This window comes from Okeania sp. (genome assembly GCF_983059655.1).
On the sequence record NZ_CEZPJD010000147.1, the window covers coordinates 1 to 12,923 of the forward strand.

General features: G+C 37.2%; 8 protein-coding genes. 5 read left to right on the top strand and 3 right to left on the bottom strand.

Annotated features, from left to right (window positions below):
* The 3 genes from AC3DU7_RS10785 to AC3DU7_RS10795 all read right to left on the bottom strand — a co-directional run.
* Positions 1–1,592 (bottom strand): DUF4335 domain-containing protein (locus AC3DU7_RS10785; protein WP_488039351.1); only part of this gene is annotated, 1,592 nt, incomplete at its 3' end.
* Positions 1,593–2,334: 742 nt separating this feature from the next.
* Positions 2,335–2,910: a DUF3038 domain-containing protein gene (locus tag AC3DU7_RS10790; protein WP_488039352.1), complete on the bottom strand. Its 576-nt coding sequence runs from the start codon at positions 2,908–2,910 to the stop codon at positions 2,335–2,337.
* A 149-nt stretch (positions 2,911–3,059) separates the two neighbouring features.
* Positions 3,060–4,931, bottom strand: coding sequence for a DUF1565 domain-containing protein (locus tag AC3DU7_RS10795; RefSeq protein ID WP_488039353.1), 1,872 nt, complete (start codon positions 4,929–4,931; stop codon positions 3,060–3,062).
* Between the two features lie 812 nt (positions 4,932–5,743).
* Between AC3DU7_RS10795 and AC3DU7_RS10800 the strand changes: the two genes are divergently transcribed.
* From AC3DU7_RS10800 to AC3DU7_RS10820, 5 genes are all read left to right on the top strand, one after another.
* Positions 5,744–6,826 (top strand): thiamine phosphate synthase, encoded by a 1,083-nt coding sequence (locus AC3DU7_RS10800; RefSeq protein ID WP_488039354.1) that lies wholly within the window; start codon positions 5,744–5,746, stop codon positions 6,824–6,826.
* An 11-nt stretch (positions 6,827–6,837) separates the two neighbouring features.
* Entirely contained in the window at positions 6,838–7,056 is a 219-nt protein-coding gene (thiS, locus tag AC3DU7_RS10805; RefSeq protein ID WP_488039355.1) for a sulfur carrier protein ThiS, read from the top strand.
* 577 nt (positions 7,057–7,633) lie between these two features.
* On the top strand, positions 7,634–8,587 hold the full coding sequence (locus AC3DU7_RS10810; protein WP_488039356.1) for a DUF1517 domain-containing protein: 954 nt from the start codon (positions 7,634–7,636) through the stop codon (positions 8,585–8,587).
* Positions 8,588–9,604: 1,017 nt separating this feature from the next.
* Complete coding sequence (locus tag AC3DU7_RS10815) at positions 9,605–10,918, top strand: FAD-dependent hydroxylase (RefSeq protein ID WP_488039357.1); 1,314 nt, start codon at positions 9,605–9,607, stop codon at positions 10,916–10,918.
* Between the two features lie 1,602 nt (positions 10,919–12,520).
* Positions 12,521–12,923 (top strand): ferric reductase-like transmembrane domain-containing protein (locus AC3DU7_RS10820; RefSeq protein WP_488039358.1); only part of this gene is annotated, 403 nt, incomplete at its 3' end.

The following is a 12,923-nucleotide window of genomic DNA, read 5'->3' on the forward strand; positions in this document are numbered from 1 at the left end:
GACTCTAAAAAAGTCTGAACTTGACCATCTGGTCTCAAAACCAATCGAATTTTAGCAGTCTTGTCACCCTCAATATTAGAGACAAAAGCTTGATCTTCTAAAGGCATCTCTGTATTGCCATAAAACTCAACTGATGCTAGACCAATTGGAGTTACCTTTTTCACCGAACCATCACCATTTAATAACAAACTATACTGCAAATTCCTATCTAAATCTGATGGCGGTTCCCAACTTTTTTCAAAATATTCTCTTACCTCTGCAACTTGGGGAATTTTATCGAATAATGTATCTTTCGGCTTCCTATCAGCATTTTCACTAGGTTCAACCACAGATTCGCGATCGCGCAAAGCAACTGGATCTACATCTTCCAAGGTCGGTAAATCAATTGCTCTAGGAACATTAACCGGAATACGACTCACATCTAAATAAGGTCTTACCCCACCCCCTCTATTAAGTGCTGGTGGTAGAGGTCGGTTTGGTGCAGGTGGTATTTGCAAATTTGGGGGTGGTTGCACAGGAGGTCTTGGTTGTACTGACACGCCATAGTTAGGTATTGCAGGTGGAGGAATTGGAGGCGGTGTAGTTGGTGGTGCTAAAGGAACTGGTGGCAGTATTGTTGGTGCTGCTGGAATAACTACTGTTGTACCATTTCCCTGATTTTGAGGAGGACGAGAAAAATCATTGAGAGGTGGTGGCAAGTTATTAGGAGCAGGTGGCGCAGGGTTTTGTCTAGGAAACAGAGGAGATGGTGTGGGAATTGGAGATGGTCTAGTAATTGTTGGTGTTGGTAGATTTGTTGGTGGTGTTGGTAGTGGTGATAGAGTTACTGTTGGTGTTGGTGTTGGCGTTGCTAAATTTGTTGGTGCTGGAGGGGGTGTATTAGTACTTGGTGGAGAAGCAATAATATTAGGTTCATTTTGTTGTTTACGACTAATTGCATAGCGGTCATATAATTTAATGGCGCTTGCTGTTAGACCAGCGCTGATGAGAATTAGTATTGCAGTCTGCAACCATTCAGGAAGAGGTTTAACTTCACCGTCAGACTTAAACTGAGGCAATGTCCGTATATCTGTTTCACATTCATCTAGAGCGATCGCCAGGTCAAATAGTTGCAGCATACTCATGGTAATAAAATTTCCTGACTCTTTAGTTGCTAGAGACCCCAAAAATAGATCGTGGTTTAATAAGTCTCGTGGTTGTAGATAAATACTTTTACCGTTTATTGGGGGTGGGGAATTAGGTATGAAAGGTTTGGCATCAGCAATTTCGGCGGTCTCATCCTGAATTTTTGTTTGTGAGTTTGACTCTGTTGCAGTGCTATTGTTTTCTTCTCCTTTCTTTTCATTCTCTACAGGTAATTCAGGAGATTTACTGAGAAATTCTTGTACATAGCTGGTCACAACTTTGTGGAGAGTGTCTAATTCACTGCGACCGCCCTTCAGTGTAATATGGTCTTTTTCTGATACCCTGGGGTCGTCAAAACTCAGGCTAAAGCGTTGTTTTCTGGGAATACCGATCCATTTTAAGGCCGCTAAACCTCTAGCTGTAAATTTTAGCGTACAAGTTGGGGGAGTATAACTTCGTGAAGACATTGTTCATTAATTGATAATTGATAATGGATAATTGATAATTACAAGAAGGTTAAAACCGCTACGGAATTGAATATAAGGAAATATTATTTCTTCTCTTGGTCGATTGGATATGGCGAAGTCCCCTCGCCATCTCACCCTACGGGAAGCTCCGCTTTTCGCGCCAGCGTTGCAAAGCAAACGACCGCTTTTTTCCCCTTAAAAGGGGAGGCTTTAAACCAGAATTATGTAATTATTAATTATTAATTATTAATTATTCGGTAAGGTGGTGTATTAAACTCGCCAGAGAAAAGATAAAATTATCTTAATCTATAGCTTTAACAGTAATTTCCTCATACCAATTTAATTATAGTTGAGTTACATAGAGTAGTAAATAGCCAAGAGGTTAAGATATTATCATATAATTTTTTTAATTTTAGTATACAGGGATAAATTTTATCTGAAAAAAATCAAAAGAGAATTAAGGTATGAAACAGTTTAAACTCTGTGAAGTTTACCGTTGATTTAATCATGCTTAATTCTCTATCATGCTTAAAACTTTTTCAATCAATCAATGAATATTTGAGTTTTTTGTTAAATCAGTGTTTTGAATTTTTCTCAAGGGCTTTGCTTGATACTAAAATTTTAGTATGATTTCGATATAGCAATAGCCAGAACGGTTAGGACTTATGCTAATGATGAATCTTAAACTTAGCAATTTTTTTCCCACTGTTCCCTGTTGCCTATTCCCTGTTCCCTGCTATATCTAAAATTTCAGACTTGACCAAAGACGACTGTAACCTTGAGGAGCGCTATAAAATAACAAATCCACTAATAACTTTAGACCTAATTTTTCTGGATTATCGTGGGAAGTATTTTCAGAGTATATTTGATATTGTTTATATGCTTTTTCAAATTTCTCAAGGTATTCCCTTAATAAAGTAACTGATTGAGGTTTAGTATTTTGAGCAGCCACCTGTTCCATTAATGCTACTGCACGACGAATTAACGCTTGGTTTTGTTTTGCCAAGTGACATACTATTAAGATGAAAGATTTTGCTTCCTCTATCTTCAGAGTTTGGTTTGCCGAGGTTCCCCGTTTTTCATTTACCACTAAAGTTAGTTCATCAGCTAACTTCGGAGGTATATTCAATTTACTCGCTACTCGCAAGATGCTGTCTGAATTAACTCCTGTTAAAACATTTAGAGCTAATAATTGTATGTCCAATTTTGTTCTAATCTGGTTTGATTGAACTTTTTTGGCCATAGTAAATTGGGTATAATCTTGTCTCGAAGGCATGATGAAGACAGAGGTATTGCCAGGAGAAGAAGATGTTACCATATCGTAGACCTCTTAAAAATTTATTACAAGCACGTCCATTGTAGTCGTACTTTGCCAAATTGTGTCTATTATTCGGAAAATTTTTTCTACTAAATATTTATTTACTAATATTTTTTTTTGAAAAAAAAATTGTTTAATTTCTGAATCAGTTAATTAATAAGTATAACTTTGGCATTCAGACCATTATTCCGTAAAACTTTTAGTAGTTGATCTGCCTCAAGACGACTACGAAAAGCTCCAGCCTGCATGACTGAATTACCATTAATATTAGTTGAAAAAGCATCTGGTACAAGCGATCGCAACTTATAAATCTGAGTGACATTATTGACATTGACAACCACTCGATAACGTAAACCCAAGGTAGCAGCGCGACTTTGAGAATTACGACGTAAGAGTCTAGGCAAAGGGTTAGGATTAGAATTTTGATTTCTGCCAATACCGGGAGGCACATAACCACCGCGACCAAGGGGAATATTTGTGCTTGGTACAGATAGTAAACCAGGAGATGTAACTGGGGTAGTGGGTTCAAAACTGGGGGTAGTGTTACTTGGAGGTAAATTGCGCCATCTTTCTAAACTTCTGCTCCCTGACTGTGGTGGCGATACTGGTATTTCAATAGCTCTTGTATTCTGATAATTAGGATTAGTTTGTAGTAGCCTTTGTAAATTTCCTGGACGACTTGTTGTCTGATAGGAATTCCCCCTAGAGTTTTGAGTTTCTGGAGCTGGTACAGGAATAAGAATTGTCGTAGAATGTCCCGGTCTTTGTTGTGAAATAATACTATCAGAGCTATTCTGCTCTTGTAATTTTTCTGCTGAAGCTGAAATATCTGGTTTCTTTGGCGTTGTCTGAATTTCTGGCTCAGTAGATGCAGTTTCCATCACATGGTTTTCCTGGGCAGGCTCTGTTTCTGGATTTACTATAGGGGTAGTTACAATATTCGGTAAAGGGGCAACTGGTTGAGGTGGAGCAATTTTCCCAGCAATGTCAATACTGCCATAATTACGACCTCCTGCTAAAGAGTTTCCATAAGCAGGAAGAGTTTTACCTTTTACTGAATAATAAATATCATACCGAGTATTATTACGAATAGTATTACGGCCAGGTTCTTGAGAGTTACCCAGATCCGGTAATGATTGAGCGATCGCTGCTACTCCATCTTTTCTATTACCCTCAATATAATTACCCCGCAAAGTTGGGCGTGCATTTCCTTGAATAATAATCCCACTTTCATTTTCAATCAGACGGTTTCCTACTACTTTTGGAGCAGCATCATCAGATATTTTCATTCCAATACCAGTATTTTGAAACAAATTATCTCTAATTTCTGGCTGAGAATTATGATAAATTTCCATACCACTTACTCCATTTCCATAGAAATTATTTTCCTGAATAATTGCTGTATTACTACCCACTACAGAAATGCCATTTACAGTATTACCAGTAAAAGTATTTTTACTAATAACACAACCACTAGATTCTATCCATAAACCGTAACCTTGAAGATTAGGATTTGTAATTGTTACACCATTTAAAGTTGAGTTATTAGCAGCTAAGATTGTTATATTTTTTTGTTTTAAAGTCGGACTATTAAAATCTCCTCCACCTTGAATCAAAACATTTTTTCCACGGTTAAAAGAGTTACCTTTAATTGTAATTTTGGGCTGCAAAATTAAAGGAAATTTTTCACCTGTTTGTCTATTGTAAGTTCCAGGGGCAAGTAAAATTGCTGTATTAGGTTGAGCAATTTTCAAAGCATAGGTAATAGTTTTCAAAGGAGCAGTTTTAGTACCATCTCCAGAATCACTACCAATAGATGAACTAACATAAAGTACATTTATTTGAGAATTAGCTTGATTTTCAAGGACTTGGGCCACTTCTTGTGCAAATGGAACTGCCAAACTTGCAGAAGTAAATACCCCTAGTAGTGCAGTGGCTAAAATAGGTGATAAAAAGTTAATTTTACGCAGTAAATTTGTTCGATTATTTTTCTGTGAAAAAAGGATAAATATTGGTTTCACGGCTTTCCTCCTAGGAAACTGTGACAGAAAATTTAATTATTATAGTTTTGTCAAGTATCTCTGATTATAGGTGTTTTGAACAGTAAGTTTAATTTTTGTAAAGATAGGTTGATTGTTAAAGATAATGGGTAAGTATGACTAGAATTAGCAAAACTCATTTTGATAGTGATGAATGGAACTTTGCAATTACCCAAATATATTTACTGTTTCAAATAATTTTGTGATTTAAAAAGTCTATTTTTCCCTAGCGATCGATACTATTTAGGATTAAGTATGAGGATTAAGTATTTAGTTAAATTGTTGTGCGTTTAAACTACCATAAGAAGATTATCTCTATTTTGACCTCGAAATAATTATCAACATTAAATCTCTGTACTTTATTTTTTATATTTCTATTTTTTTAGCGATCGCTATAGAAATATCTAGTGAACCTAACAAAAATTTGCCACCCTAAAGTAAAAAACTTATCTAAAATATGGCCTAACTATTTTGACCAAAAAATCAGGTATTAAGCCTCCCCTTTCAAGTGGATGAAAAAAAAATCAACTTCAGTATTTCAAGCCTCTGACAATAGCTGCGAGGTACTGATAACTGATAACTGAAATTACCTTGGTCCTACAGTCGTAATCCGGATCGCTAAACTATTTCAGAAATTATTTGAACAATAATTAAATTCTGTATTGCAGCCAATACTATACTATAAAACGGTTTATATTAATAGCAAAATTTATCATAGTCTGCCCTTCCCTATTTGAGAGAGCAAGATTATAGTCATGTTGACAATAAGGATTAAAATTTATAGGGTAATTATTATGAACGAGAAGTATAATTGGGGTCAAAATGTACAGCCTGGAGTTCGCCGAATTTTGGATGCTAACTTAGATAGGGCCAGAGAAGGTTTAAGAATTATAGAAGAATGGTGTCGGTTTGGCCTCAATAATATACATTGGGCAAATGAATGTAAACAACTACGTCAAGAGATTGGCAGTTGGCATAGTACAGAATTAAGAATGTCCCGAAATACCCCTGGAGATCCAGGTACAGAATTGACTCATCCACAAGAAGAGCAACGTTCAGACGTTCAACAACTGCTACAAGTTAACTTCTGTCGCTTAGAAGAAGCACTACGAGTTTTAGAAGAATACGGCAAAATTTATAATTCTCAGATGGGTTCCGCTTGTAAACAGATACGTTACCGAGTTTATACTATAGAAAGTGGACTTCTCGCCTATAAAAGATATCAGCAGTTGCAAAACTCCCACCTCTATCTAGTTACCTCACCCAACGATAAATTAATCAATATAGTAGAAGCAGCTCTTCAGGGAGGGTTAACCCTTGTCCAATACCGCAACAAAACAGCAGACGATATAACAAGATTAACAGAAGCCCAAAAACTCTCTGAACTCTGCCATCGCTACGGCGCTCTATTTATTGTTAATGACCGAGTAGACCTGGCGATCGCTGTTGATGCAGATGGAGTTCATCTCGGACAGGATGATATACCAGTTAAGCTTGCTAGACAAATGCTTGGCCCTCAGAAACTTGTAGGTCGTTCCACTACAAATCCAGAAGAAATGAAGCGAGCTATTCAAGAAGAAGCAGACTATGTAGGAGTAGGGCCAATATATGAAACTCCTACTAAGTTAGATAAACCAGCAGCAGGTTTAGAATACATTAGTTATGCTGTCAATAATTGCACTATTCCTTGGTTTGCCATTGGTGGAATTGATATGCAAAATTGTGATGAAGTTTTATCATCTGGTGCGGAGCGTGTATCTGTAGTTAGGGCTATTATGCAGGCAGAGCAACCAACTTTAGTAACTCAATATTTTCTGTCTCAACTAAATCGCTATCAAGCGCTACGCTCTAACAATATATTACCGGAAAAAATCTAAATAGTACTAGAATGTCAAGTCAAATTACGCTCAAAGTTAACGGAGAAACCCATACTTGTTTACCCCATGTACTTTTACCTAATTTTCTGGAACAGTTGGGGCTAAACCCTCGGTTAGTAGCTGTGGAATATAATGGTGAGATTTTACATAGACAATTTTGGGACAAAACTGAAATACAAGCAGGGGATAAGTTGGAGATAGTTACTATTGTAGGGGGTGGTGTTGAATGAAGTTAGAAGTTAGAAGTCATAAGTCATAAGTTGAAGTTATATGAGGTTAGTAGGGGTGTTGAATGAAGTTAGAAGTTAGAAGTCATAAGTCATAAGTTGAAGTTATATGAGGTTAGTAGGGGTTTGGTCTCCAAACCCTTATTTGAAGTAGATTTGTAAGTCCCGCATATTTATGAAATTTGGAATAAAATAAATTTTAGATACATTACTAAAACTATAGTGCTATATAGCAATCCGCGCAGAGGTTGCGACAAATCAAAAAGTAGATAAAAAAACTGAAACTCTTACCTGTTCCCTGTTCCCTGTTCCCTCTCTTGGTCAGCATTCCCTTGCGCCTGACGGCGACGCGGGGTCTGACCGCTATTCCCTAAAAAACAGTAAGATTTTTGACACTAATAAAATAGGATTGGTATAGATAGATAAAAATTAAACTACAAAACAATATTGAAATTTAAAAATTTAATATTTTACTACACAAGTACGGATATCCCAATAATTAAATAACTATATCTAGCTGCACAGTCTAAATAGAAAGCGGTACATTAAAAATGTATAGCAATAATAATAATGATTACTTATGAGTAAAAAACTGCTTTCACATATTCAAGGCATCCTCAAATCGTTTTTTGTCATTGGGCTAGTGCTTACTTTAGCCTTAAGTCAAGCTGATGCCGCTTTTGCAGCTAGGAGTGGAGGTCGCATTGGTGGTGGGTCATTTAGAATGCCCAGTCGTACCTATACATCACCTACCCGTACTCCTGGAGGTGGTTACTATCCTAGAGGTGGTATTGGCTTCCCATTTTTACTACCTTTCTTTGGCTTCGGTGGGTTTAGCAGTCTGTTTACAATTTTGATTTTTATTGCGATCGCTAATTTCTTAGTTAGTAGTTTCCGAAGAGTAACTCAGGGAGATGAGTTTGACAGCTATAGTAATAATCCTACAGTTTCTGTTGCTAGGGTACAAGTTGGTTTATTGGCAGAAGGTCGTAGTTTACAAACAGACCTCGATAGAATAGCTGAAAATGCTGATACTGGCTCTGCTGCGGGTAGAGCGCAAGTTCTCCAAGAAGCTACATTATCTTTATTGCGTCACCCTGAATATTGGGCTTATGGATCTGCTCAAAGTGAGCAAGCAAAGCTAGACTCGGCAGAAGCAAAGTTTAATCAGTATGCTTTGACTGAACGCAGTAAGTTTTCTGAGGAGACTCTTTCTAATTACAATAATCAATTAGTTGATAAAAATCTTCAAACTTCTCTGCCTGTTAGTGAAACTAATGGTGAATTGCTAACTCAGGAAACTGAAGCACCAGGGGAATATATTGTGGCTACTATTGTTGTTGGTACTCAAGGTAAATTACAGTTACCAGTTATTAATAGTACAGAAGATGTCAGACGTGCTTTAAGTCAAATGGGTACTATTTCTAGCGAACAGTTATTAGCTGTTGAAGTTTTATGGACACCTCAAGCAAGTGGCGATACTTTGACCTCTGAGGATATGGTTGCTGAGTACCCAAATCTTAAATTAATTTAGCTAGCTATCAGCATTTCAGCACTCAGCTTTCAGCGTAATGGTTAGTCAGTGGGAGCATCTGGCTCCCGTTGTAATTATTTTTGTCACTGGAGTAGGGTGCTGTTAGCAACAGCGTAACGCACCCCAACCCCTATGGATAAAATGGTGCGTGATACTCTACTTCGTTCCGCTCACATACCCTACTACTAAAGTAAAAATATCAGGAACGGGAGCGGGCAAGATGCCCATTCCACAAAACTATTAAACTATTAAAATCATTCCGCATTTATGCAACGCCTGATTTTTTATATATAGTTACGGAATAGGCAGTGGGAGTATCTTTGCTCCCGTTGTAATTATTTTTGTTACTGGAGTAGGGTGTCGTTAGCGACAGCATAACGCACCTCAACACCAATGGGGAAAAGGGGAAAAATGGTGCTTGATACTCCACTTCGTTCCACTCACACACCCTACTACTACTAGCTATCAGCATTTTCCGTACCGGAATGCTCCGCAAACAGCACTCAGCTTTCAGCGTAATGGTTAGCCAATAGGAGCATATTGCTCCCGTTTAATTATTTTTGTCACTGCTTAATATACATAAGTTATTAGGGTGCTGTTAGCGACAGCGTAACGCACCTCAACTCCAATTAGACATCTCCAGAAAGTAAGGAATAGAGAATAGGTAATGGGCAATGGGAAGAAGTAATTGATAATTTATGGATAAAAATTGATTTTATTTTTGATTTTTGGAGAGGTTTATTGGGAAAAAACTACTGAAAATTCTGACTCCTGACTCCTGTCTCCTGACTCCTTCTTCAGAAAAATGGTGCGTGATACTCCACTTCGTTTCGCTCACACACCCTACTACTAAAATCACCGAAAAACTCTTTTCTACCTACTGACTCCTGACTCCTGTCTCCTGACTCCTTCTTCAAATTCTCTCTTCAGTCAAAAATCACTCAGATTTTTCTGAAAAGTTGCGCCACAATATAGGGAGAGTATAAATTACTAAACACTTGATTATTTTTGATAAATATGGTAATGGAGCAACTTTCCCAAAATTCTCTATCTGAAACAACTGTCAAACCAAAATTAGATTACGACTTAGTTATTGTCGGGGGAGGTATCGCTGGTACCGCTCTTGCTTGTGCTTTGAAAAATTCTGGCTTAAAAGTGGCATTAATTGAAAGTCAACCTAAATCTGTAGTTGCAGCTAGAAAACTTGCTTATAATCTCTCCTTAACATCTGGCAGAATATTAGATGGTATTGGAGTTTGGCAACAAATTTTACCCAAAATCACCACATATAGGCAAATTAGTCTTTCTGACAGTAATTATCCCCGTACTGTCCAATTTTATCCTGATGATTTGGCTATTACTGGTAAGAGGCCAACTTCAAAGGAGGGATTGGGTTATGTAGGAGAACATCAGGTGATGTTGACGGCAATGCAAGAATTTTTGGCAGACTCTGAACAATTTACTTGGTTATGTCCAGCGGAAGTTTTGCGGGTAGATTATAAATCTGATTTTGTGGAAGTTGAGCTAAAGCAGAAGGATACAGACAGTTTGTCTGGTGAAAATGAAAGTTTGAATGTCCGCTCTCGGTTGGTTATAGGAGCAGATGGGGCGAGGTCTCCTATTCGTGAAGCTGCTAATATTGGGACTCATGGTTGGAAGTATTGGCAGTCTTGTGTGGCAATGACGATTAAAACTGAAAGGTCTCACAATAATATTGCTTTTGAGAGATTTTGGCCGAGTGGCCCGATGGGGGTTTTGCCCTTGCCGGGAAATCGCTGTCAGGTGGTGTGGACAGCTCCTCATGCTGAGGCGAAGGCGTTGCAGGAGTTGGATAAACAAGAATTTTTGGCTAAGTTGGAGTATCGCACTGCTGGAAAGTTGGGTAAGTTGGAGTTGTTGAGCGATCGCTACGTTTTTCCCGTGCAGTTGATGCAGAGCGATCGCTATGTTAAACACCGTCTAGCTTTAATTGGAGATGCTGCTCATTGTTGTCATCCTGTAGGTGGCCAAGGTTTGAATATGGGTATTCGAGATGTAGGAGCGATCGCTGAAATTATTAAATCTGCTCATCAGCAAGGTGAGGATATTGGAGATATTGGTGTATTGAAGCGTTATGAAGGTTGGCGCAGAAAGGAGAATTTAGTAATTTTAGGAGTTACTGATTTTCTAGATAGAATGTTTTCTGCTAGTGTGTTGCCTATAGTAGCGCTTCGTCGTTTAGGTTTGTGGGGTATGGGAATAGTGCCGATTTTTAAGTCTTTGTCTTTGCGGGTGATGACTGGTTTATTTGGCCGTCATCCAGAATTAGCTCAGATGTTGTCTGTTAAGTAGAGGAGTCATTTCAGTTATCAGTTATCAGTTATCAGTTATCAGTACCTCCTACTGAAGCAGGAGGCTTGAAATAAGGAGTTATATTTTTTTTATCCCCTTAAAAGGGGAGGCTTGAGACCTTATTTTTCGGTCAGGAGGGAAGAAGCGACAGGAGAAGAAAGTTTTCGTTATAGTAGTTGCAATTACTGTTAGGAAATATCAAAAAATTAAAGCTCAGACAAAGCAATATTTTTCCCTCTTTTTTCTTCCTTCTTCCTCCTTCCTTATTCCTTCTTCTCATGGTTTCTGAATTTAGTTACTCTCCCACTCCATAAATATTAGATTGGTTAGCATTAGGGCGATTAGGAGATAGATTTAATCGCTCTATTAGATTGTGAGTTTTATTAAAATATTTTTATGGAAAGCCAAATTATTTAGCAGCAGAATTACCAAAATATTTTACTTATATAGACTTCCGTGAATATTTTTTTTCGCCACAACATCCATTGAGCGATCGCTATCACCTGAATCCTTACACTAAAGGGAATAAAACTGATTGCTGAGTGCTGAATGCTTACCTTTTAAGGGTAAAAGAGCAAACTTTTCTAGTAAGGTAATTAATAAAGCTTTTATCGTAAACTAAAAAGAATAGCTGACAGCTGAATGCTTACTAAAATATTGTTTTATGCAACTTTATAGCGCTACGCGCTAGGCAACAGGCAACAGGCAACAGGCAACAGTAAACAGTGAGTGGGTTTGGTGGATTTAGAAATGTCCTAACCTAAACTTGTAGTGCTATAATATTAATTTGGTATAAATATTTATCTATCGAAATTGTAAGCATTCAGTTATTAGTATTTCCTACGGAATGCTGCGCAAACAGCCATCAGCTTTTAGATTTTTAAAGAATCAAGCAAAGACTAAGGTTAGATAACAGAAATATTTCATTTCCTGCGGAATGCTGCGCAAACATAACTTTTAATTCTTCTTGACTACCAATTCCTTCTTCCAAAATAACGAGTTAATAACTCATCGCTGAATGCTGAATGCTGAATGCTGAATGCTGAATGCTTACATAAAATTAGCATTATATCACATTAATTAGTGAAAATATTAACTTAATACCTAAGCATTATAGCTCAACTTTAAGGTCACTTAATATCTGCAATTTATCGTAATTAATTATCCGGAATATATGTTGAATACTTTGGATATATTCTAGGAGGTAATCAATTTTAGTATCTTCAAACTGCGAGTAATTGCTTTTGACTCTTGAATTGAGCAATCAATAGCGAGAACTTGAAAAAAATTGGCTTTAAATATTTTTCTCAGTAATATATTTTCAATTGGGTGCATTTTTTTAAATGATATTACATAAGAGTGTAATTAGAGAAAAATAACAGCTGTAAATATTTCTAAAACTAAGCAAAAAATCTCATTTAGGTAGAAGGCAGAAAGCCGGAGGAACAATTGGTTGAGGTCAGAAGCAATTGTAGACAACCTGTAAACGATGGGGTTTGATACCCTTGTTCCCTTCGGTTACAGACAGCTATGCTGGAGTCAGAATTTCCTCCTGCCCTCTACCTTTCCTAATAAAATTTAGTAACTAAAGGAGAGACTATTGTGGATACAGCACCAGTTGCCAACTACTTAGGTTTATTAGCACTAGTATGCTATATCATTACCCTGCTACCAAGCATTTTGAGAATTGTGTTTCCTAGCACAAAAAAAACAGAATTTCCTAAATTGTTACTGAAGTATCGTCGTCAAGTAGGTGTAATTGCTTTTCTATTCGCTTTTAGTCATGGAATATTGCTAGTGAGCAAGAGAAACTTTGATTTTTTTGATATCCAAACTTATTGGATCTATATACAAGGAGTCGTAACTTTCATAATTTTCACACTACTAACAATTACTTCCAATGATTGGAGTATTAAAAGAATGAAAAAAAATTGGAAGAAATTACATGAATTGACCGAAAAAATGGGTCTCAAGCCTCGCCCTTCTAGGGCGACTTTTTATTGCT